The organism is Caballeronia sp. AZ7_KS35 (genome assembly GCF_023631045.1).
Lineage (GTDB): Bacteria > Pseudomonadota > Gammaproteobacteria > Burkholderiales > Burkholderiaceae > Caballeronia > Caballeronia zhejiangensis.
Map to the genome: position 1 here is coordinate 13,193 of NZ_JALQDV010000010.1, position 22,073 is coordinate 35,265.

A 22,073-nucleotide genomic window follows, 5' to 3' on the forward strand; every position below is an offset into this window, starting at 1 on the left:
TTAGTCGTTGAGTGTCAGATGTCTGCGCGAAAGGTCAGATGAGCGGCGGCATCGGCGGTTCTTCCTTCACCACCGGCGTCTCGCGAGCGACGCGCAGCTCGCGCTTCAGACGCCCGTTCTCCATGCGCAGACGCACCCTGGCCGGCACAGCCGACACGAGCCCCGCGAGCAATCCCACCACGAAAAACGCGAGGCCGATCAGAATAAGCGGCGCCTGCCACGCGTAGCCCGCGAGAAAGTTCAGCGTCGCGGGCTGGGTATTGGCGAGCGCCAGCACCAGCAACAGCACGAATACCAGAACGCGGATCAGCCAGACGATGAATTTCATGTAGGGTCTCGCAAGAGCGGTTGCACCAGAGGGCCCTTCCGTTTCGGCCGGGCCTGCGCGGTTGAACACCCAGGTCAAAGTGACCGGTATTGTAATTGATGCTCCCGGGCGCCGGCAGTCGCCCGCTCGACGCATGAATTTTTAGCAAACAACGCACCCGTCGCGCTGGATCGCTGCTATCGAAACGCCGCGCATAAAAAAAGCACCCCGAAGGGTGCTTTTCTGGTCGATTGCCTCGCAGGCCGACGCCGCGAACCGAAAATCCTGAAGGATCATCAGTCAGGATGCGTGCCGATCAGAGATCGTCGGCATCGTCGTCATTCGAAGCTTTCAGCGGCTCGCCCGCGCGGCCGTCGACGCGTTCGCGCAATTCCTTGCCCGGTTTGAAGTGCGGCACGAATTTCTCCGGCACCAGCACCTTTTCACCCGACTTGGGATTGCGCCCGACGCGCGACGGACGACGATTGAGCCCGAAGCTGCCGAAGCCGCGAATCTCGATGCGATGACCGTTGGCCAGAGCCTCCGACATCGCATCCAGCATCGTCTTCACCGCGAAATCCGCATCCTTGAGGACAAGTTGCGGAAATCGCGACGCCAACTGGGCGACCAATTCCGATTTGGTCATTCTGCAGCTGTGCCGTTAAGGGCTTAGCTGTTCTGGCCGTCGAGCTTGGCCTTGAGCAGCGCGCCGAGGTTGGTCGTGCCGGTCGCGGCGGCGTTCGAGTCGCCCTGCAGGCTGCGCATGGCTTCCTGCTGTTCGGCCGAATCCTTCGCCTTGATCGACAGGTTGATGCCACGCGACTTGCGATCGATGTTGATGATCATCGCGTTGACCTTCTCGCCTTCCTTCAGCACGTTGCGCGCATCTTCCACGCGGTCTTGCGCGATTTCCGAAGCACGCAGGTAGCCTTCGACTTCGCCGGACAGCGTGATGACCGCACCCTTCGGATCGACCGACTTCACAACGCCGTCGACGATAGCGCCCTTGTCGTTGATCGCCACGAAGTTGCTGAACGGATCGCCTTCGAGCTGCTTGATGCCGAGCGAGATGCGTTCCTTGTCGACGTCGATGCCCAGAACCACGGCTTCGACTTCGTCGCCCTTCTTGTACTTGCGAACGGCTTCTTCGCCGGTTTCCGACCACGACAGATCCGACAGGTGAACCAGACCGTCGATGCCGCCAGGCAGACCGATGAACACGCCGAAGTCGGTGATCGACTTGATGGCGCCGCTGATCTTGTCGCCCTTCTTGAAGTTGCGGCTGAAGTCATCCCACGGATTCGGCTTGCACTGCTTCATGCCGAGGGAGATACGGCGGCGGTCTTCGTCGATTTCGAGAACCATGACTTCGACTTCGTCGCCCAGTTGAACAACCTTCGACGGCGCAACGTTCTTGTTGGTCCAGTCCATTTCCGACACGTGGACGAGGCCTTCGATGCCCGATTCCACTTCGACGAATGCGCCGTAGTCGGTGATGTTCGTGACCTTGCCGAACAGGCGCGTGCCCGACGGGTAACGGCGCGAGATGCCTTCCCACGGATCGTCGCCAAGTTGCTTGATGCCGAGCGAAACGCGGTTCTTCTCTTGGTCGAACTTGAGGATCTTGGCGGTGACTTCCTGGCCAACCGACAGGACTTCCGACGGGTGACGCACGCGGCGCCATGCGATGTCGGTGATGTGCAGCAGGCCGTCGATGCCGCCGAGGTCCACGAACGCGCCGTAGTCGGTGATGTTCTTGACCACGCCTTCGACGATCGCGCCTTCCTTCAGCGTCTCGAGCAGCTTCGCGCGCTCTTCGCCCTGCGTCGCTTCGATGACCGCGCGGCGCGACAGCACCACGTTGTTACGCTTGCGATCGAGCTTGATGACGCGGAATTCGAGCGTCTTGCCTTCGTACGGCGTCGTGTCCTTGACCGGACGCGTGTCGACGAGCGAACCCGGCAGGAACGCGCGGATGCCGTTGACCATCACGGTCATGCCGCCCTTGACCTTGCCGGTGATCGTGCCGGTCACGAGTTCGTTGTTGTCCAGCGCCTTTTCCAGCGACAGCCACGAAGCGAGGCGCTTCGCCTTGTCGCGCGACAGGATGGTGTCGCCATAGCCGTTTTCCAGCGCGTCGATCGCGACGGAAACGAAGTCGCCCGCCTGCACTTCCACTTCACCCGCGTCGTTCAGGAATTCTTCGAGCGGAATATAGGCTTCGGACTTGAGACCAGCGTTGACGACCACGAAGTTGTGGTCGACACGCACGACTTCGGCGGAGATCACTTCGCCGGCGCGCATGTCCTGCTTGGTCAGCGACTCTTCGAACAGAGCCGCAAAGGATTCGGTATTCGGGGTGGAGGTTTGCAGGTCGGACATAAAAATCGATATTTGCACGGCCTTTGCGCGGTGATTCGGAATGAACCGGCGGGTTTTACCCAGATGCGCAACGCCATACGGGGTTAAATGGTTTAACACACGCCCTGCCTCCCGGCAGAGCACCTTACTTCTACTGCACTACACGAATCTCGCTGAACCAGCCGATGATCTGCTCGACCGCTTGATCGATCGACAAACCGGAGGTGTCCAGCGTCTTCGCATCCGCCGCGGGCTTGAGCGGCGCGGCGCTCCGGTTCATGTCCCGGGCATCGCGTGCGCGCAAATCTCGCAGCAAGTCATCCATATTAGCAGAAAAACCTTTTTGCATCAATTGCTTATACCGCCGCGCCGCGCGCGCCTCGACGCTTGCAGTCAGGAACACCTTCAGCGTGGCGTCGGGGAAGATGACCGTGCCCATGTCGCGGCCGTCGGCGACGAGGCCGGGGCGCTTGCGAAAAGCCCGCTGGCGCGCGACGAGCGCCTGGCGCACTTCGGGATGCACGGCGATCGCGGAGGCGCGGTTGCCGACTTCTTCCTGCCGGATTTCGCCCGAGACATCGGCGCCATCGAGCTGCGCGCAACCTTCGCGGAACGTGATATGGAGCGCCTCGACCAGTTTTGCAAGGCCGGGGGCGTCGTCCTTGTCCACTTCGTAGCGGATGCTCGCGAGCGCCGCGAGCCGGTAGAGCGCGCCGCTGTCGAGCAGGTGGAAGCCGAGCGTCGCCGCGACGATCGCCGCGACCGTGCCCTTGCCCGACGCCGTCGGCCCGTCGATGGTAATCACTGGTGTTGGGTCGAAAGGACGGGTCGGTTTCATTGAGTCTGGCCGTTCTGGCCCGTTATTACGGTCATGGAAGTCGAAGTCATCGCGTTTCACGGTACAGCGCTCCCGTTACGCTTTCACGAGCGTCGAGAAGCGGTCGAAGTAGTCCGGAAAGGTTTTAGCCACACATTTCGGATCGTTGATGCGGACCGGCACGCCGCCGAGGCTCACGAGCGAAAAGCACATCGCCATGCGGTGATCGTCGTAGGTGTCGATCGCGGCGTTCGGCGTCAGTTTCGCCGGCGGCGTGACGACGAGATAATCCGCACCCTCTTCCACGGTCGCGCCGACCTTGCGCAACTCGTTCGCCATCGCGGCGATGCGATCCGTTTCCTTCACGCGCCAGCTCGCGATATTGCGCAGCGTCGTCGTGCCGCTGGCGAAGAGCGCGGCCACGGCGATCGTCATCGCGGCGTCGGGAATCAGGTTGAAATCCATGTCGATGGGCGCGAGCCTGCCATCGTCCGATTCGACGCCGCGCACTTCGATCCAGTCCTCGCCCATCATCACGTTCGCGCCCATGCGGTTCAGCGCGTCCGCGAAGCCGACATCGCCCTGAATGCTCGAACGACCGACGCCCTCCACGCGCACCGGTCCATGCCCGATCGCGCCCGCCGCCAGGAAATACGAGGCCGACGACGCATCGCCTTCCACCATGATCGCGCCCGGCGACTTGTAGCTCACGCCGGCGGGAACGGTGAAGCGCGCCCAGCCGTCGCGCTCGACCGTCACGCCGAAGCGCTCCATCAAACGAATCGTGATTTCGATGTACGGCTTCGAAATGAGTTCGCCTTCGATCTCGATCGTAACGGGACCGTTACGGCCTTCCACGACCGGCAGGCTCATCAGGAGCGCGGTGAGAAACTGGCTCGACACGTCGCCGCGCACGCGGATCGGCTTGTCGATGGCGATCTTCGCGGCGTGGATCCTGAGCGGCGGGAAGCCGTCGTTGAGCTCGTAATCGATCGCAGCGCCGATCTGACGCAGCCCGTCGACGAGATCGCCGATCGGCCGCTCGTGCATGCGCGGCACGCCGTGGACGCGATATTCGCCGCCGTTCACGGCCAGCGCCGCGGTCAGCGGACGCACCGCCGTACCCGCGTTGCCGAGAAACAGCTCCGCCGATTTCGACGGAAACGCGCCGCCCGTCCCGCCGACGATCACGCGCTCGCCGTCCTCGCGCACGGCGACGCCCAGGTTCCGGAGCGCGGCGAGCATCACGCGCGTGTCGTCGGAATCGAGCAGATTCGTGATCGACGTTTCGCCGTGCGCAAGCGCCGCGAGCAGCAGCACGCGATTCGAAATGCTCTTCGAGCCGGGCAGGCGCACGGTGCCGGACGCGCGGGAAAAAGGTCCGAGATCGAGATGTTCCATGTTGTTTCCTTGTTTCGCGGCTTACTTGGCGGCGATGTCGTTCGAAGGCTTGATGCCGCCGCGTTCCTGCCATTCTTTCCGGGCGACGCGCGAACGCGCGAACGCCGCTTCGAGCGCCGCGCCGTCCGATGCGTCGATCGCCGCGCGAAAACGCGCGAGCACCGCGGTGTAATCGTCGAGCTCGGCGAGCAGCGCGGCGCGGTTCGCGAGACAGATATCGCGCCACATTTCGGGACTCGACGCCGCGATGCGCGTGAAATCGCGAAAGCCGCCCGCGGCGAACGAGAATTTCAGATCGGCATCGGGCGTGTCGAGAATCTGATCGACGAGCGCGAACGAGAGCACGTGCGGCAAATGACTCACCGACGCGAACACGCGATCGTGCTGCGCCTCGCTCATCTGACGCACGCACGCGCCGCTCGCGCGCCACATCGACGCGATGCGTTCGACGCCATCCGCCGCATTTTCCGGCAGCGGACACAGCACGACATTGCGATCGACGTACAGATCGGGCAATGCCGCATCGACGCCGCTCGACTCGCGCCCGGCGATCGGATGGCCCGGCACGAACTGCGCGACGCGCGCACCGAGCGCGCGCTTCGCCGCAGCGACGACATCGGCTTTCGTGCTGCCGGCGTCGGTGACGATGGTTCGCGCGTCGAGAAACGGCGCGATGCGCGCGAGCAGCGGCTCGGTCTGCGCGACGGGCGCGGCGAGCAGCACCACGTCGGCGCCTTCGAGCACCTTGACGAGCGCGGCGTCGTCGTCGAGCGCGGCGGCTTCGTCGATCACGCCGCGTTCGATGGCGCGCTCGACCGACGCACGCGACCGACCCACGCCGACGACGCGACCTTCGAGTCCCGCGCGCTCACGCAACGCGCGCGCGAGCGATCCGCCGATCAGGCCGACGCCGAAGATAACCAGTTTATTGAAAGAGAACATCGATGCAGCCTGAAGCTGAAAACGAAGCGGCCGCTCAACGCGCCCGCGGATACGAACCGAGAATCTTCAGGAACGCGGACTTGCGCCCGAGTTCGTCGAGCGCGGCCGCAACCGCGGCATCGTCGCGATGGCCTTCGATGTCGATATAAAAGTAGTACTCCCACGCGCCCGAACGCGCGGGACGCGACTCGAAGCGCGTCATCGAAACGCCGTGTTTCGCGAGCGGCTCGAGCAGCTTGAAGACCGCGCCGGATTCGTTCTTCACCGTGACGATGAGCGACGTCTGATCGTGGCCGCTCGAATCCGTCGGCTGCTTGCCGACGATCACGAATCGCGTGCGATTGTGCGGATCGTCCTGAATCATCGAGAACACGACGCCGAGGCCGTAATGCGTCGCGGCGCGATCGCCCGCGATGGCCGCGACCGTCGGATCTTCGACCGCCATGCGCGCGGCTTCCGCGTTGCTCGACACCGCTTGCCGTTCCAGATGCGGCGCGTTCGCGGACAGCCAGCGCTGGCACTGCGCGAGCGCCTGCGGATGCGCGCATACGCGCTTCACGCCGTCGAGCATGCCGGACGCGGTCAGCAGATTGTGATGGATCGGCAACGCGAGTTCGCCGCCGATCAGGAGCGACGTCTGCAGCAGCAGATCCAGCGTGCGCGACACCGCGCCTTCCGCCGAATTCTCGACCGGCACGACGCCGTACTGCGCCGCGCCCGCCTCGACGGCGCGGAACACTTCATCGATCGACGGGCACGGCACGCCCTGAATCGAATGCCCGAAGTATTCGAACATCGCCTGTTCGCTATAGGTGCCGACCGGGCCGAGGAACGCAGCGCTGATCGTCTGTTCGAGCGCGCGGCTCGCGGCCATGATCTCGCGCCAGATCGACGCGATGTGCTCGTCGGCGAGCGGCCCGTTGCTCATTTCCTGCAGGCGCGCGATGACCTGCATCTCGCGCTCCGGACGAAACACGGGCGCATTGAAATGCTTCTTCACTTCGCCGACTTCGAGCGCGACGGAAGCGCGCTGATTCAGCAGCGCGATGAGTTGCGCGTCGAGCGCATCGATGCGCTCACGCAGCGGTTTGAGTCTTGTGTTGAGATCGTCGTCCATGCGGTGCTTGATGTTTGAAGCCAGGTTTAAGCGCTTTCGCGCTCGAATTCCTTCATGTAATCGACGAGCGCTTTCACGCCCTCGATCGGCACCGCGTTGTAGATCGATGCCCGCATGCCGCCGACGGACTTGTGGCCCTTCAGTTGCAACAGCCCGCGCACCTTCGCGCCGGCCAGGAAATCGGTGTTGCGCGATTCGTCGGCGAGGAAGAACGGCACGTTCATGCGCGACCGGTTCGGGCGCTCGACCTTGTTGACGTAGAAATCGCTCGAATCGATGGTGTCGTACAGCAGCTTCGCCTTTTCGACGTTGCGCGCTTCGATCGCCGTGAGGCCGCCCTGCTTCTTCAGCCACTTGAACACGAGACCGGCGATGTAGATCGCATACGTGGGCGGCGTGTTGTACATCGAGTTGTTCTCGGCGACGGTCTTCCACTCGAACGCCGAAGGACAGATGGATAGCGCGCGGTCGAGCAGGTCTTCGCGCACGATCACGACGGTCACGCCCGCCATGCCGATGTTCTTCTGCGCGCCGCCGAAGAGCACGCCGAACTTCGCGATGTCCATCGGGCGCGAGAGGATGTGCGAGGACGCGTCGGCGACGAGCGGGATGTCGCCCAGATCGGGAATCTCGAAGGCTTCGACGCCGTCGATGGTTTCGTTGCTGCACAGATGCACGTAGGCCGGATCGTCCGACAGCTTCCATTCGCTGAAAGCCGGCACGCGCGTGAAGCCTTCTTCGGTCTTGCCGCTCGCCGCGAGATGCGGCGTGCCGTACTTCTGCGCTTCCTTGAACGATTTCGTCGACCATGAACCGGTGACGACGAAGTCGGCGGTTTGCCGCTTGCCGAGCAGATTCATCGGCACGATGGCGTTTTCGCCGATGCCGCCGCCCTGCAGAAACAGAATGCGATGCGACGCCGGCACGTCCAACAGTTCACGCAGATCGGTGAGCGCGGCCTCGTGGATCGACATGAACTCCGCGCCGCGGTGACTCATTTCCATCACGCTCATGCCGCTGCCTTGCCAGTCGAGCATTTCATCGGCTGCCTGCTTCAGGACTTCTTCTGGCATGGCGGCTGGGCCGGCGGAGAAATTGAACACGCGCATCTGGAGGTCCCGGAAATCCGATTCGGCAGGCGCGAATTGCGCGGCGAATGCAGCGAAGACCGCGCAATCACCGTTTTCGCGCCCGAAAAAGAAATGGCTGCTTGCGCTCGCGCGCAAACAGCCATTATCGCACTGTCCTGAAAACCCGCCAATGCACGGGGCGGTGAGCCCCGCCGGCGGATTCCCGTCAGGCCGACGTCATCGAGCTTACTTGGCGCTCGGCTTGACGCTCGCCACTTCCTGATCGGCTTGCGTGCGCGTTGCCTTGATGGCTTGCGGCATGTACTTCTGCATCAGGCCATTCACGACGTCGCGGCCAACCTGGTCCTGAACCTGGATGAACTTGCGGCCAGTCGTGCTCTTGTAGAAGTTGGTCAGATCCTTGATCTCGTCCGTCGAGTAGTACTTGGCGTATGCGTCGTACTGAGCTTGCATCGCGTCCTTGCGGAAGGCGTCGGTGGCGAAAACCTGGCCGGCGGAGTCGACCAGCTTCGGCACTGCGTTCTTCTGCAGCGTCGGAACGGCGGCTTGCTTCTGCTTGTCGTTCATCGTCTTGTTCTCGGACAGCGCGTCCGAGAGGATCGCCGGCACGAGTTGCTTCGATTGCATCTGCGCGCTGTTACCGATCGCACCGACCAGCTTCTGCGCGTCGATCGCGTCGAGCAGGTCCTTGATCGCGGCTTGCTTGGCCGGATCAACCGGTGCTGCTGCGGCTGCCGGTGCGGCCGTTTGCGCGGGCGCCTGATTCTGAAGCGACTGAGCCATCGCGAAGGTCGGCACGAAAGCGGCCAGCAACATCCACTGCTTGAAACGTCCTTGCATTATTACTCCCTGTAAAAAATATCCAGTTCAGCACTGGCGACGAGCGTTGCCTGTCGTTTCGACGCCGGCAACCCGCTCATGTCACGTCGCGCAGCTTAACCAATCCGAGCTTTCAAAAGCGATAACGAGAGCGTTGAGACACAAAAAATATCAGGCGTTTTCTTCGCCTTCACCATTTTCCGCGTCACCCGGTTTCGCTGCAGAATCTTCCGAACCGGCGTCTGCCTCGAGTTCGGCCTCGGCTTCCGCTTCGGCGATATGCTGCAGTCCCGACAACTTCGTTCCCTCGTCAAGGCTGATGAGTGTAACACCTTGAGTTGCACGGCCCATTTCGCGGATTTCCGAAACTCGCGTGCGAATAAGCACGCCCGCGGTCGTGATCAGCATGATCTCGCTCTCCGGCTCGACGAGCGTCGCCGCGACGACGCGGCCGTTACGCTCCGACGTCTGGATCGCGATCATACCCTTCGTGCCGCGGCCATGACGCGTGTACTCGTTGATCGGGGTGCGCTTGCCGTAGCCGTTCTCGGTCGCCGTCAGCACCGACTGATTCTCGCCGCCCGCAACGAGCATCGCGATGACCTGCTGCCCGTCTTCGAGCTGCATGCCGCGCACGCCGCGCGCCTCGCGGCCCATCGCGCGCACGTCGTTCTCGTCGAAGCGCACGGCCTTGCCCGCGTCGGAGAACAGCATGACGTCGTGCTGGCCGTCGGTGATGGCGGCGCCGATGAGGTAATCGCCCTCGTCGAGACCGACCGCGATGATGCCCTTCTTCATCGGACGGCTGAACGCTTCGAGCGGCGTCTTCTTGACCGTGCCGAGCGCGGTCGTCATGAACACGTACTTGTCGACCGAGAATTCCTTGACCGGCAGGACGACGTTGATCTTCTCGCCATCCTGCAGCGGGAACATGTTGACGATCGGACGGCCGCGCGAGTTGCGCGAGCCCTGCGGCACTTCATAGACCTTGATCCAGTACACGCGGCCGCGATTCGAGAAGCACAACATGTGATCGTGCGTGTTCGCGATGAAGAGCGTGTCGATCCAGTCGTCTTCCTTCATCTGCGTCGCCTGCTTGCCGCGACCGCCGCGCTTCTGCGCGCGATATTCGGAAAGCGGCTGCGACTTCACATAACCGGAATGCGACATGGTGACGACCATGTCCGTCGGCGTGATGAGGTCTTCGGTGTTGAGCTCGGTCGCGTTCATCTCGATACGAGAACGGCGGTCGTCGCCGAACTCGGCGCGAATCTGGCCCAGCTCCTCGACGATGATCTGGCGAATCCGCTCCGGCCGCGCGAGGATGTCGAGCAGGTCGGCGATCTGCGCCATCACTTCGCGATACTCGCCGACGATCTTGTCCTGCTCCAGACCCGTCAGGCGCTGCAGACGCATCTGCAGAATTTCCTGCGCCTGAACGTCCGACAATTTATACAGACCGTCTTCCTGCAGGCCGTATGCCGGATTCAGCCCTTCCGGACGATACGCCGCGCGGCCGCCCGAAGCCTCGGTCTCGGTGCGCGTGAGCATTTCGCGCACGAGCGACGAATCCCACGGACGCGCCATCAGTTCCTGCTTCGCGATAGGCGGCGTCGGCGCGGCCTTGATGATCGCGATGAATTCGTCGATGTTAGCGAGCGCGACAGCGAGACCTTCGAGCACGTGCCCGCGATCGCGGGCCTTGCGCAGTTCGTATACAGTGCGCCGCGTCAGCACTTCCCGTCGATGCGACAGGAAGCACTCGAGCATCTCCTTCAGGTTGAGGAGCTTCGGCTGGCCGTCGACGAGCGCGACCAGGTTCATGCCGAACGTGTCCTGCAGCTGAGTCTGCTTGTACAGGTTGTTCAGAATGACTTCCGGCACTTCCCCGCGCTTCAGCTCGATCACGACGCGCATGCCCGACTTGTCGGATTCGTCGCGAATATCGGAAATGCCTTCCAGCTTCTTCTCGTTGACGAGTTCGGCGATGCGCTCGAGCAGCGTGCGCTTGTTCACCTGATACGGAATTTCGTCGACGATGATGGCCATGCGCTGGCCGCGGTCGATCTCTTCGAAGTGCGTGGCCGCGCGCATCACGACGCGCCCGCGCCCCGTGCGATAACCGTCGCGCACGCCCGCCACGCCGTAGATGATGCCGGCGGTCGGGAAGTCCGGCGCCGGCACGATCTCGATGAGTTCGTCTACGGTGGCCTCGGGCGTATTCAGCAGATGCAGGCAGGCGTCGACGATTTCGCGCAGGTTGTGCGGCGGAATGTTGGTCGCCATGCCGACCGCGATGCCGGCCGAGCCATTGATCAGCAGATTGGGAATGCGCGCCGGCAGAACGAGCGGCTCGTTTTCGCTGCCGTCGTAGTTCGGCCCGAAGTCGACCGTTTCCTTGTCGATGTCGGCCAGAAGCTCGTGGCCGATCTTCGCCATGCGGATTTCGGTGTAACGCATCGCCGCGGCGTTGTCGCCGTCGACCGAACCGAAGTTGCCCTGGCCATCGACCAGCATGTAGCGCAGCGAGAACGGCTGCGCCATCCGAACGATCGTCTCATAGACGGACGCGTCGCCGTGAGGATGGTACTTACCGATGACGTCACCGACGATACGCGCCGACTTCTTGTACGCGCGATTCCAGTCGTTGTTCAGCTCGTGCATCGAGTAGAGCGCCCGACGATGCACCGGCTTCAAGCCATCGCGTACATCGGGAAGCGCCCGCCCGACGATCACGCTCATCGCGTAATCGAGATACGAGCGGCGCATTTCCTCCTCGAGGGAGATTGGCAGAGTCTCTTTGGCGAATTGATCCATTATCCGTGTCTTGAACTATGCAGCGGCGACACGGCAGCGCGCGACGATTTCGCGAAACTCGCCCGTCAGCCGCACGACATGAGGCTGCCGCGGGGCGTAGCCGGCGTACGCTGCGCGCCCCCATATGCGGCGCACGCCTCTGAGCGCTGCGTACGGTGCATATGCTGCGCATGTCATATTTATGCGTGCGAACGCAGCGCATCAGGAGATTCTACCATGCGCGACATTGGCGCCCTGACGACTGCTGTATACATACAGTGTGTTGCGCGCGTCCAGCCAGAATGTGCACGCCGAGTTCGCATTGCGCAACGTCGTACCAATTACTTACAAAAACCGGGGAACGATTTCCGTCCTTTCGTCACTTCGGCGGGCTATCATGCCGCCTCGTCTTTTTGCTGATCGATAAAGTACCCGCGATAAAAACACGCAGGAAATGGCATTCAGGCACGCAATATGCGCGCATTTCGCGCCTTCTTCGGGCCTGACCGTCTCCTGTCCCCTTCTTGTTGCGCATGCACCACATAAGGTTGCGGGCGTGCAGCGTGCGGGGATATTTTTATCGTTGCAAGGGAACGATATGGCAAAATGCCAACGCACAAACTTAGACACTGCTCGAAGTCTATACAGCGCGTTTTGTTCCGTAGGGAATGTTATACTTCGAGCAATGTATGACTTGTCTTCGTCTACAGGCTCGCAGTAAACCTGCGGTAATCTCAATTTCGAGAGGAGAAATATGAATAAACTTTCAAAGCTCGCGTTCATTGCAGCTACCGCAGTTATGGCTGCATCGGCCTCGGCACAGTCGGTGCCGGCCTCGCGACAAGCCGTGAATGACAACTGGGTGAACGGTACGGGCGAGTATGTGTGGATGAACGGCACGAACGAACTGTGCTGGCGCGACGCATTCTGGACGCCGGCTACGGCAAACGCGAAGTGCGACGGCGCGCTGGTCGCGCAAGTTGCACCGCCGCCGACGCCGGTCGCTCCGCCGCCGCCTGCTATCACGACGCAGAAGATCACGTATCAAGCTGACGCCCTGTTCGACTTCGACAAGGCTGTTCTGAAGCCGGCTGGCAAGACGGCGCTTGACGACCTGGCATCGAAGATCGGCGCGCTGAACCTCGAAGTCGTGGTTGCAACGGGTTACACCGACCGCATCGGTTCGGACAAGTACAACGATCGTCTGTCGCTGCGCCGTGCGCAAGCTGTGAAGGCTTACCTGGTCAGCAAGGGCATCGAAGCCAACCGTATCTACACGGAAGGCAAGGGCAAGCGCGACCCGGTCACGAAGGGTACCTGCCAACAGAAGAATCGCAAGCAACTCATCGCTTGCCTCGCACCGGATCGTCGCGTGGAAGTCGAAGTTGTCGGCACGACGCGTCAGCCGCAGCAGTAATAGCGAGCAGGATTGCCGCAGATCAAACCCCCGCCTCGGCGGGGGTTTTTTTATGCCCGAAGCATTTCGCGCATTCGTTTAATGGGCCGCCGATTCAGGTAGGCTTCGGCTATGGCGCGTTTTGCCCGCCCATTGCGTCGCCTATATACTCGGTCCTAATCGATCCACGACTCAAACAAGGCACTCCCGAACATGACCAACGTCGATCCCCACGAACTGCAGAAATTCAGCGAGCTCGCGCATCGCTGGTGGGACCCGAACGCCGAGTTCAAGCCGCTGCATGAACTGAACCCGGTTCGGCTCGACTGGATCGACACGCACGCGCATCTAATGAGCAAACGCGTTCTCGACATCGGCTGCGGCGGCGGCATTTTGTCCGAGTCGATGGCCACGCGCGGCGCGAACGTCAAAGGCATCGACTTGTCGTCGAGCGCGCTCGGCGTCGCGGATCTGCACAGTCTCGAAAGCGGCGTCGAGGTCGCGTACGAAGAAATCTCGGCGGAAGCGCTCGCCGCGCGCGAACCGGGCTCATACGACGTCGTCACCTGCATGGAGATGCTCGAGCACGTTCCGAATCCCGCGGGCACCGTTGCCGCTTGCGCCGCGCTCGTGAAGCCGGGCGGCTGGGTATTCTTCTCCACGTTGAACCGGAACGCGAAGGCGTATTTGTTCGCCGTCATCGGCGCGGAATACATCGCGCGCATGCTGCCGCGCGGCACGCACGATTACGCGCGCTTCATCAAACCGTCGGAGCTCGCCACGTTCGCGCGCGCCGCCTCGCTCTTGCCCGTCGATATCAAGGGCATCACGTATCGGCCGATCTCCAGGCACTTCGGCCTGTCGAACGACACGAGCATCAACTACATGATGGCTTGCCGCCGCGAAGCCTGACGCCATGACCAACGACGATCCCTTGTCTACGGGCACCATCGATACCACGCCCCTTCCGGAAGACACGAATCCCCTGCCCCAGCGCCTCGCAGAAGGCGATGGCCTCGGGCTGTGCCAGGCCGTGCTGTTCGACCTCGACGGCACGATCGCCGACACCGCGCCCGACCTCGTCGCCGCGGTGAACAAGATGCGGCACGATCGCGGCCTCGAAATGCGCCCGCTCGAAACGTTGCGGCCGTTCGCGTCGGGGGGCGCGCGCGGTCTGCTCGGCGGCGCGTTCGAGATCGGGCCGGAGCATCACGACTTCGCGTCGATGCGCGAGGAATTCCTCGCCAATTACGAAGCCGATTTGTGCATCGAGACAACGCTCTTTCCGGGCATCGCCGAGATACTCGATCAACTCGATGCGCGCGGCGTGCGCTGGGGCATCGTCACGAACAAGGTGACGCGGTTCGCCGCGCCGCTCGTGGCCTTGCTGGGACTCGACACGCGCGCGGGCTGCCTCGTCTGTGGCGACACGACGCCGCATTCGAAGCCGCATCCGGCACCGCTCCTGCACGCGGCCGAGCTGCTGGATGTCGCGCCGGAGCGCATCGTCTATGTCGGCGACGATTTGCGCGACGTGCAGGCCGGTTTCGCGGCTGGCATGATCACCGTGGCGGCAGCCTACGGCTATTGCGGCGACGATATTCCGCCGCGCCGCTGGCACGCCAATCACGTCGTCGATTCGCCTGAGGAGTTGCAGCATCTGCTGCGTGACATCGCCTGACTTGAAAGTCCCGCGATTCGCCTCATATGGCTTTTCGTGGGATAATTTCTCTTCCGCTTGGGGGCGACCTGGTTTCGACAGGGGTTGTGAAGCGGTCAGGGCATACCGAGGACCCGTCACCTCGTTAATCAATGGGAAAAACGTAACTGCAAACGACGATACGTTCGCACTGGCAGCCTAAGGGCTAGCCGTCCTCTCACTAATTCGCTGACGGGTTAGGGTAGCAATACCACGAGAGGTCATATACGTCAGATAAGCTTTGGTGGCGTCACGACGCCCGAGTCGAAAATCTAGTGAATCGCCGTAACGCAGCGTGTTCGTCCGCGTCGTTACGGTTAAATCAAATGACAGAACTAAGTATGTAGAACTGGTCGTAGAGCGCTTCTGGACGCGGGTTCGATTCCCGCCGCCTCCACCAAAACACCCCCGTGAAACCCGCGATCGCGCAAGCATCGCGGGTTTTTCTTTGGCCGCACGGCAGGCACAACGACAGACGAAAAAAAGCCCCGCACGGGGGCGGGGCAAACATCCTTGAGAGACATAGCGAGGACAGAGACAACCATCGCTACGTCCGAGAGAATAGGCGGCCACGCGCTGCGTTCGTATCGGAGCGGTCCGAATGCTGTTGCTTTGTGTCAATGACCAACAGATCGGAAGTCGGTTTACTCAGAAAACTCCGATTCTCGCCGTCCGAGCCTCAGCCTATTCTGAAGCTGCACTTCGGAACGTCGGCGGTTTGCGGCGGGCCAGGTGTCATTCCAAGTACCTTGGCCTCGCTCCGTGCGAGGTCTTTTTTTTGCCTTAGTTCGAACCGTCCTGCGGACACTTCAGATTGCAGCCGTTCGGATCGCCGTTATCGCCACGGCGGCGCATGGCCGATTTGCCCTGCTGATATTTCGCCGACGGCGCCGACGCCGCGAACTGCATCTGCGGATGCTCGTTCAAACGGAATTGGTCCTGCAGCACGCCGCCCGGCACGCCCGGCGAGTTCTGGGCAAAGGCGACGGGAACCATATAGATCGCGCCAGCGACGAGCGCGGCGGAAGAACAAGCAAGCAACGAGAGTTTCATGGCAGTGAAGTCGACAGCAAAGCGTTAGGTTAGCTCAATTCGCCGTCGATGGCAGTTTTGCGTCCGCCCCGCTCTTTTACAGCATGTTTCCGTTTCAGCCGTGCAGGCCTTCGTCGACATCGACGAGCAAGCCGCAGTGCGCCGGATCGTAGCCCTCCAGATGAGCGACGCTCCCCGTGAAGCCGTCGCTGCGCAAAATACGCAGCACCGACGCAAGCTGCGCCTCGTCGAGCCGGGCGCGCTCGCACGCGAAGAAGTAATCCTCGTCGATGATCGGGATGAAATCGAGCGCGAAATGATGAGCGGCGGGCTGCACGCCGAAGCCGAGATCGGCCATGCCGCTCGCGACGAACGCGGCGATCGCCGAATGCGTGAGCTCGGTGGTCGCGTAGCCGTTGATTTGATCGGGATCGACGCCCACGCTACGCAACGACAGATCGAGCAGCATGCGCGTGCCCGAACCCGGCTGACGATTGACGAAGCGCACGTCGCCGCGCGCGAGATCGCGCAAGCCGGAAATCTGCTTCGGATTGCCCTTCGGCAGAAACAGCCCTTGAGTACGGCGTGTGAGCCGGATGAGCTGATGCCTGTTCCGGTCCAGAAACGGCCGATAAATGTCCGCGCAAGTGGAACGGAATTCGCCGATCGGCAAGTGAAAGCCCGCCAGTTCGCACTCGCCGCGCGCGAGGGCGCTCACCGCTTCGGCGCTCTCGCGATATTTGATGTCGACCGGCACGCGTTGATCGCCCAGCGCGCGCACGAGCGCCGCGACCGCGTAACCGTGCGACGCGTGAATCCGCACCTGGCTGACGCCGCCCGCGAGACGCCGGTTCAGCTCGATGGCCACATCGTTCGCCACCGCCTGCAACGGCGTTTCGAGCCGCTCGCCGCACACGCGCTGCGCGCGCAATACCGATTCGCCCAGTTCGGACAGCACCGAGCCGCGACCGCGCGATTTGGTGATGAGCGCACCGCCCAGCCGCGCTTCGATTTCGCGCAACAAACCCCACGCGTGACGATAGGACAAACCCTTAGCGCTCGCGGCGTTCGCGATGCTGCCCGTCTGCGCGACGAGCTTCAAAAGCGGCACAACCGCGCTGAGACTGGTTTCCCGGCCATCCGCATCGCGCAGGATCAGCTCCGCGCGGCATTCGACGTCCACCATATGCACTCCCCCTTCCTATTGCCAAGATATATCACGACGCCTATTGTTCTTTTACAGGCTCGGCACCCGTAATTATATCCGTCCAAATATGTACCAACAAAACATATGCCGAGTGTTGGAGGAGCCCCATGACACATCCGCAGCTTTCCGCCGCTGCATCCGCTGAAATCGTGCGTCGCCACGCAGTACAAGGCGCGACGTTGATGACCATTCTTCACGCCATCCAGGACGAAGTCGGCTATGTGCCGGAGACGGCGATCGCGCCGCTCGCACAAACGCTGTCGCTGTCGCGCGCAGAAGTTCATGGCGTCGTCACGTATTACCATCACTTCCGGTCCGCCCCGCCCGCGCGCGTGACCGTGCAGCTTTGCCGCGCGGAAGCGTGCCGCAGCATGGGCACGGAAGCGCTGAAGGATCACATCGAAGGACACACGGGTTGCCGCTTCGACAGCGGCCATGCCGAAGAGACCGAGCTCGAATCCGTGTTCTGCCTCGGTCAATGCGCGCTCTCCCCGGCGATGACGATCAACGGCGAACTGCACGCGCGCGTGACGCCGGCGAAGTTCGACCGCCTGTATGCAGCGGCGCAGACGAAAGTCGCGGAGGTGACGGCATGACCCGCATCTATGTACCGATCGATTCCGCCGCGCTCGCGCTGGGCGCGGACGCCGTCGCGCAAGCCATCGCGAGCGAAGCGCTGAAGCGCGGCCTCGACGTCCAACTCGTGCGCAACGGCTCGCGCGGCCTCTTCTATCTCGAACCGCTCGTCGAGGTCGAGACGCCGGACGGGCGCATCGGCTATTCGAACGTCGACGTGGAAGACGTCGCCTCGCTCTTCGATGCGGGCTTCCACGAAGGCAGCGCGCATGAAAAGAACGTCGGCATCGTCGATGAGATTCCGTATCTGAAGAACCAGCAGCGTCTGACGTTCGCGCGCATCGGCATTACCGATCCGTTGTCGATCGACGATTACGTCGCGCTCGGCGGACTCCATGGCCTGCGCAACGTGCTCGACATGAACGGCGACGCCGTCTGCGCAGCGCTGCTCGATTCCGGCCTGCGCGGACGCGGCGGCGCGGCGTTTCCGGCGGGCATCAAATGGAAGACCGTGCGCGGCGCGCTGGCGGACCAGAAATACATCGTCTGCAATGCCGACGAAGGCGACTCCGGCACGTTCTCCGACCGCCTCGTCATGGAAAGCGATCCGTACATGCTGATCGAAGGCATGATCATCGCGGGCGTGGCGGTCGGCGCGACCAAGGGCTACATCTATGTGCGCAGCGAGTATCCGCATTCGATCGCGACGCTGAACCGTGCGATCGACAAGGCGCGCGACGCGGGCTGGCTCGGCGCGAGCGTGCTCGGCACGTCGCACGAGTTCGAACTGTATGTCGCAAAGGGCGCGGGCGCGTACGTGTGCGGCGAGGAAACGGCGCTGCTCGAATCGCTCGAAGGCAAGCGCGGCATCGTGCGCGCGAAGCCGCCGGTTCCCGCGCTCACGGGTCTGTACGGCAAGCCGACGGTCATCAACAACGTCATCACGCTCGCGACGGTGCCGATCATCTTCGCGAAGGGCGCGGCCTTCTATCGCGACTTCGGCATGGGCCGTTCGCGCGGCACGCTGCCCTTCCAGATCGCCGGCAACGTGAAGCAAGGCGGACTCGTCGAACTCGCGTTCGGCGTGACGCTGCGCGAGCTGATCTATACCTACGGCGACGGCACCGCGAGCGGACGTCCCGCGCGCGCGGTGCAAGTCGGCGGTCCGCTCGGCACGTATCTGCCGGAAAGCCAGTGGGATATTCCGCTCGATTACGAGGAGTACGCGAAGGTCGGCGCGGTGGTCGGCCACGGCGGGCTCGTCGTTCACGACGACACGTCGAACCTTGCCGAGCTCGCGCAATACGCGATGCACTTCTGCGCGCTCGAATCGTGCGGCAAGTGCACGCCGTGCCGCATCGGCTCGACGCGCGGCGAGGAAGTCATCGCGAAGATTCGCGAGGGCGATACGTCGGTGAAGCAGATCACGCTCTTGCGCGAACTGTGCGACACGATGGTGTCCGGCTCGCTCTGCGCGATGGGCGGCATGACGCCGTTTCCGGTGATGTCCGCGCTCGATCACTTCCCCGAAGATTTCGGCTTGCCCCGCACGCCCGCGCAGAAGGCGGCGTAAAGAAAAGGAGACAAACATGTCCAACACCATCAACGGCTGCGGCTCCGGCAACTGCGCGTGCAAGAGCGCGGCATCGGTGCAGCGCCGCGATCCGTTCGACGAAACCGACTACGGCACGCCGCTGCGTCATGCGGATGTCGACGTGACGCTGGAAATCGACGGCGAAAGCGTCACGGTTCCGGCCGGCACGTCCGTGATGCGCGCCGCGATCGAAGCCGGCGTCAACGTGCCGAAGCTCTGCGCCACCGATTCGCTCGAACCGTGGGGTTCGTGCCGCCTGTGCCTCGTCGAGATCGAAGGCAAGCGCGGCTATCCGGCATCGTGCACGACGCCCGTCGAAGCGGGCATGAAAGTACGCACGCAAAGCGACAAGCTGCAATCGCTGCGCAAGAACGTGATGGAGCTCTATATCTCCGATCACCCGCTCGACTGCCTCACCTGTCCCGCCAACGGCGATTGCGAGTTGCAGGACATGGCGGGCGTCGTCGGCTTGCGCGAAGTGCGCTATGGCTACGAAGGCGCAAACCATCTGAAGGACAAGAAGGACGAGTCGAACCCGTACTTCACCTACGATCCGTCGAAGTGCATCGTCTGCAATCGATGCGTGCGCGCGTGCGAGGAAACGCAAGGCACGTTCGCGTTGACCATCGCCGGACGCGGCTTCGAATCGCGCGTCGCCGCGAGCGAAAACGTGCCGTTCATGGAAAGCGAATGCGTGTCGTGCGGCGCGTGCGTCGCCGCGTGTCCGACCGCGACGCTGCAGGAAAAGAGCGTCATCATGCTCGGCCAGGCGGAGCATTCCGCCATCACGACGTGCGCGTATTGCGGCGTCGGCTGCTCGCTCAAGGCGGAGATGAAGGGCAACACCGTCGTGCGCATGACGCCGAACAAGAACGGCCAGGCGAACGAAGGCCACGCGTGCGTGAAGGGCCGCTTCGCATGGGGTTACGCGACGCACAAGGACCGCATCAAGAAGCCGATGATCCGCGCGAAGATCACCGATCCGTGGCGCGAAGTGTCGTGGGACGAAGCGCTCAACTATGCGGCGAGCGAGTTCCGCCGCATTCAGGACAAGTACGGACGCGATTCGATCGGCGGCATCACGTCGTCGCGCTGCACGAACGAAGAGACGTATCTCGTGCAGAAGCTCGTGCGGGCGGCGTTCGGCAACAACAACGTCGATACCTGCGCGCGCGTCTGCCATTCGCCGACCGGTTACGGCCTCAAGACGACGCTCGGCGAATCGGCGGGCACGCAGACGTTCGCATCGGTGGAACAGTCGGATGTGATCATCGTGATCGGCGCGAATCCGACCGACGGCCATCCCGTCTTCGGCTCGCGGCTGAAGCGCCGCGTGCGTGAAGGCGCGAAGCTCATTGTGATCGATCCGCGCCGCATCGATATCGTCGATACGCCGCACGTCAAGGCGCAGTATCACCTGCAATTGCGCCCCGGCACGAACGTCGCGATGGTCAATTCGCTCGCGCACGTGATCGTCACGGAAGGCTTGCTGAAGGACGATTTCATCGCCGAGCGCTGCGAGGAGCGCGCGTTCGGCCAATGGCGCGATTTCGTCGCGACGGAAGAGAACTCGCCCGAAGCGATGGAAAGCGTCACCGGCGTGCCCGCGAAACTGGTGCGCGAAGCCGCGCGCGTGTACGCGACGGGCGGCAACGGCGCGATCTATTACGGCCTCGGCGTCACGGAGCACGCGCAAGGCTCGACGACGGTCATGGGCATCGCGAACCTCGCGATGGCGACCGGCAATGTCGGCCGTGAAGGCGTCGGCGTGAATCCGCTGCGCGGCCAGAACAACGTGCAGGGCTCGTGCGACATGGGCTCGTTCCCGCACGAGCTGCCGGGATATCGGCATATCGGCGATGCTGCGACGCGCTCGCTCTTCGAAGAAGCGTGGGATGTGAAGCTGCAGCCGGAACCCGGCCTGCGCATTCCGAACATGTTCGATGCCGCGATGCACGGCACCTTCATGGGCCTTTATTGCCAGGGCGAGGACATCGTTCAGTCGGATCCGAACACGCAGCACGTCGCCGATGCGCTGTCGTCGATGGAATGCATCGTCGTGCAGGACATCTTCCTGAACGAGACGGCGAAGTACGCGCACGTGCTCTTGCCCGGTTCGACCTTCCTCGAAAAGGACGGCACCTTCACCAACGCCGAGCGCCGCATCTCGCGCGTGCGCAAGGTGATGCCGCCGCTCGCGGGCTTCTCCGACTGGGAAGTGACCATCAAGCTTTCGCGCGCGCTCGGCTACGAGATGAACTACGCGAACCCGTCCGAGATCATGGACGAGATCGCGCGTCTCACGCCGACGTTCCACGGTGTCTCGTACGAACGTCTCGACGAGCTCGGCAGCATCCAGTGGCCGTGCAACGAGCGCGCGCCGGACGGCACGCCGACCATGCACATCGACGAATTCGTGCGCGGCAAGGGACGCTTCGTCATTACGAAGTTCGTCGCGACGCCGGAAAAGGTCACGCGCAAATATCCGCTGCTGCTCACGACGGGGCGCATCCTGTCGCAATACAACGTGGGCGCGCAGACGCGTCGTACCGAAAACTCGCAATGGCACGACGAGGATCGCCTGGAGATCCATCCGGTCGACGCGGAAGATCGCGGCATCAAGATGGACGACTGGGTCGGCATCGAGTCGCGCGCGGGGCAGACCGTGTTGCGCGCGAAGATCTCGGAGCGCATGCAGCCGGGCGTCGTCTATACGACGTTCCACTTCCCCGAGTCGGGCGCGAACGTCATCACGACGGATTCTTCCGACTGGGCGACGAACTGTCCGGAGTACAAGGTGACGGCGGTGCAGGTGATGCCGGTCGAGCAGCCGTCGCAATGGCAGAAGGAGTATTCGCGCTTCAACACGCAGCAGCTCGAACTGCTCAACCTCGCCACGACTTCTTCAGGAAAATAAG

The 22,073-nt window shown here is 62.7% G+C and carries 18 protein-coding genes and 1 other RNA gene; 7 read left to right on the plus strand and 12 right to left on the minus strand.

The genetic code is table 11. The features are described from left to right. Positions 1–34: 34 nt before the first annotated feature. The 10 genes from NCT05_RS12100 to gyrA form a co-directional block, all read right to left on the minus strand. Positions 35–328 carry a LapA family protein gene (locus tag NCT05_RS12100; RefSeq protein ID WP_008342374.1) on the minus strand — a complete coding sequence of 98 codons (294 nt, stop codon included), beginning with the start codon at positions 326–328 and terminating at the stop codon, positions 35–37. 295 nt (positions 329–623) lie between these two features. Continuing rightward, a complete protein-coding gene (locus NCT05_RS12105; protein ID WP_008342376.1) occupies positions 624–953 on the minus strand; it encodes an integration host factor subunit beta in 330 nt (109 codons plus the stop codon). A gap of 23 nt (positions 954–976) precedes the next feature. Next, positions 977–2,707, minus strand: a complete 1,731-nt coding sequence (gene rpsA / locus NCT05_RS12110) for a 30S ribosomal protein S1 (RefSeq protein ID WP_174447740.1) — start codon at positions 2,705–2,707, stop codon at positions 977–979. Between the two features lie 112 nt (positions 2,708–2,819). Further along, positions 2,820–3,506, minus strand: a complete 687-nt coding sequence (cmk, locus tag NCT05_RS12115) for a (d)CMP kinase (RefSeq protein ID WP_008342380.1) — start codon at positions 3,504–3,506, stop codon at positions 2,820–2,822. A gap of 75 nt (positions 3,507–3,581) precedes the next feature. After that, positions 3,582–4,886, minus strand: a complete 1,305-nt coding sequence (aroA, locus tag NCT05_RS12120; RefSeq protein ID WP_008342383.1) for a 3-phosphoshikimate 1-carboxyvinyltransferase — start codon at positions 4,884–4,886, stop codon at positions 3,582–3,584. A gap of 21 nt (positions 4,887–4,907) precedes the next feature. After that, on the minus strand, positions 4,908–5,828 hold the full coding sequence (locus NCT05_RS12125; RefSeq protein ID WP_250502329.1) for a prephenate dehydrogenase: 921 nt from the start codon (positions 5,826–5,828) through the stop codon (positions 4,908–4,910). Between the two features lie 34 nt (positions 5,829–5,862). Next, positions 5,863–6,945, minus strand: a complete 1,083-nt coding sequence (pheA, locus tag NCT05_RS12130; RefSeq protein WP_250502330.1) for a prephenate dehydratase — start codon at positions 6,943–6,945, stop codon at positions 5,863–5,865. A 26-nt stretch (positions 6,946–6,971) separates the two neighbouring features. Continuing rightward, the gene (gene serC / locus NCT05_RS12135; RefSeq protein WP_250502331.1) at positions 6,972–8,054 is read right to left on the minus strand and encodes a 3-phosphoserine/phosphohydroxythreonine transaminase; all 1,083 of its coding nucleotides are present in this window, start codon (positions 8,052–8,054) and stop codon (positions 6,972–6,974) included. Positions 8,055–8,261: 207 nt separating this feature from the next. After that, positions 8,262–8,876 carry a DUF2059 domain-containing protein gene (locus NCT05_RS12140; RefSeq protein WP_008342389.1) on the minus strand — a complete coding sequence of 205 codons (615 nt, stop codon included), beginning with the start codon at positions 8,874–8,876 and terminating at the stop codon, positions 8,262–8,264. Between the two features lie 150 nt (positions 8,877–9,026). After that, complete coding sequence (gene gyrA, locus NCT05_RS12145; RefSeq protein WP_075583528.1) at positions 9,027–11,672, minus strand: DNA gyrase subunit A; 2,646 nt, start codon at positions 11,670–11,672, stop codon at positions 9,027–9,029. A gap of 733 nt (positions 11,673–12,405) precedes the next feature. Here gyrA and ompA point away from each other — a divergent pair. From ompA to ssrA, 4 genes are all read left to right on the plus strand, one after another. Next, complete coding sequence (gene ompA, locus NCT05_RS12150) at positions 12,406–13,068, plus strand: outer membrane protein OmpA (RefSeq protein WP_250502332.1); 663 nt, start codon at positions 12,406–12,408, stop codon at positions 13,066–13,068. A 192-nt stretch (positions 13,069–13,260) separates the two neighbouring features. Further along, positions 13,261–13,959, plus strand: a complete 699-nt coding sequence (gene ubiG / locus NCT05_RS12155) for a bifunctional 2-polyprenyl-6-hydroxyphenol methylase/3-demethylubiquinol 3-O-methyltransferase UbiG (protein WP_250502333.1) — start codon at positions 13,261–13,263, stop codon at positions 13,957–13,959. A gap of 4 nt (positions 13,960–13,963) precedes the next feature. Further along, positions 13,964–14,728 carry a phosphoglycolate phosphatase gene (gene gph, locus NCT05_RS12160; RefSeq protein ID WP_008342397.1) on the plus strand — a complete coding sequence of 255 codons (765 nt, stop codon included), beginning with the start codon at positions 13,964–13,966 and terminating at the stop codon, positions 14,726–14,728. Positions 14,729–14,787: 59 nt separating this feature from the next. Further along, positions 14,788–15,146, plus strand: a transfer-messenger RNA (tmRNA) gene (gene ssrA, locus NCT05_RS12165). A 383-nt stretch (positions 15,147–15,529) separates the two neighbouring features. Here ssrA and NCT05_RS12170 read toward each other — a convergent pair. Then, positions 15,530–15,799, minus strand: a complete 270-nt coding sequence (locus NCT05_RS12170; protein WP_008342435.1) for a hypothetical protein — start codon at positions 15,797–15,799, stop codon at positions 15,530–15,532. A gap of 94 nt (positions 15,800–15,893) precedes the next feature. Continuing rightward, the gene (locus NCT05_RS12175) at positions 15,894–16,964 is read right to left on the minus strand and encodes a substrate-binding domain-containing protein (RefSeq protein ID WP_250502394.1); all 1,071 of its coding nucleotides are present in this window, start codon (positions 16,962–16,964) and stop codon (positions 15,894–15,896) included. 128 nt (positions 16,965–17,092) lie between these two features. On the opposite strand from NCT05_RS12175, the gene NCT05_RS12180 reads away from it, so the two are divergent. Genes NCT05_RS12180 through fdhF form a run of 3 tightly spaced genes read left to right on the plus strand, consistent with a single transcriptional unit; the run spans position 17,093 to position 22,072 of the window. Further along, positions 17,093–17,581 (plus strand): NAD(P)H-dependent oxidoreductase subunit E, encoded by a 489-nt coding sequence (locus tag NCT05_RS12180; RefSeq protein ID WP_008342437.1) that lies wholly within the window; start codon positions 17,093–17,095, stop codon positions 17,579–17,581. Further along, a complete protein-coding gene (locus NCT05_RS12185) occupies positions 17,578–19,134 on the plus strand; it encodes a formate dehydrogenase beta subunit (RefSeq protein ID WP_008342438.1) in 1,557 nt (518 codons plus the stop codon). Before NCT05_RS12180 ends, NCT05_RS12185 begins: the two co-directional genes overlap by 4 nt. A 16-nt stretch (positions 19,135–19,150) precedes the next feature. Further along, positions 19,151–22,072 (plus strand): formate dehydrogenase subunit alpha, encoded by a 2,922-nt coding sequence (gene fdhF, locus NCT05_RS12190; protein WP_034472719.1) that lies wholly within the window; start codon positions 19,151–19,153, stop codon positions 22,070–22,072. Position 22,073 lies beyond the last annotated feature (1 nt).

Excerpts from the sequence above, each read along its gene's own strand:
- fdhF (WP_034472719.1), top strand. The coding sequence starts at position 19,151 with ATGTCCAACACCATCAACGGCTGCGGCTCCGGCAACTGCGCGTGCAAG.
- aroA (WP_008342383.1), bottom strand. The coding sequence starts at position 4,886 with ATGGAACATCTCGATCTCGGACCTTTTTCCCGCGCGTCCGGCACCGTG.
- serC (WP_250502331.1), bottom strand. The coding sequence starts at position 8,054 with ATGCGCGTGTTCAATTTCTCCGCCGGCCCAGCCGCCATGCCAGAAGAA.
- ompA (WP_250502332.1), top strand. The coding sequence starts at position 12,406 with ATGAATAAACTTTCAAAGCTCGCGTTCATTGCAGCTACCGCAGTTATG.
- gyrA (WP_075583528.1), bottom strand. The coding sequence starts at position 11,672 with ATGGATCAATTCGCCAAAGAGACTCTGCCAATCTCCCTCGAGGAGGAA.
- NCT05_RS12125 (WP_250502329.1), bottom strand. The coding sequence starts at position 5,828 with ATGTTCTCTTTCAATAAACTGGTTATCTTCGGCGTCGGCCTGATCGGC.
- ubiG (WP_250502333.1), top strand. The coding sequence starts at position 13,261 with ATGACCAACGTCGATCCCCACGAACTGCAGAAATTCAGCGAGCTCGCG.
- NCT05_RS12100 (WP_008342374.1), bottom strand. The coding sequence starts at position 328 with ATGAAATTCATCGTCTGGCTGATCCGCGTTCTGGTATTCGTGCTGTTG.
- NCT05_RS12175 (WP_250502394.1), bottom strand. The coding sequence starts at position 16,964 with ATGGTGGACGTCGAATGCCGCGCGGAGCTGATCCTGCGCGATGCGGAT.
- pheA (WP_250502330.1), bottom strand. The coding sequence starts at position 6,945 with ATGGACGACGATCTCAACACAAGACTCAAACCGCTGCGTGAGCGCATC.
- gph (WP_008342397.1), top strand. The coding sequence starts at position 13,964 with ATGACCAACGACGATCCCTTGTCTACGGGCACCATCGATACCACGCCC.
- cmk (WP_008342380.1), bottom strand. The coding sequence starts at position 3,506 with ATGAAACCGACCCGTCCTTTCGACCCAACACCAGTGATTACCATCGAC.
- NCT05_RS12185 (WP_008342438.1), top strand. The coding sequence starts at position 17,578 with ATGACCCGCATCTATGTACCGATCGATTCCGCCGCGCTCGCGCTGGGC.
- NCT05_RS12105 (WP_008342376.1), bottom strand. The coding sequence starts at position 953 with ATGACCAAATCGGAATTGGTCGCCCAGTTGGCGTCGCGATTTCCGCAA.
- NCT05_RS12170 (WP_008342435.1), bottom strand. The coding sequence starts at position 15,799 with ATGAAACTCTCGTTGCTTGCTTGTTCTTCCGCCGCGCTCGTCGCTGGC.
- NCT05_RS12140 (WP_008342389.1), bottom strand. The coding sequence starts at position 8,876 with ATGCAAGGACGTTTCAAGCAGTGGATGTTGCTGGCCGCTTTCGTGCCG.
- NCT05_RS12180 (WP_008342437.1), top strand. The coding sequence starts at position 17,093 with ATGACACATCCGCAGCTTTCCGCCGCTGCATCCGCTGAAATCGTGCGT.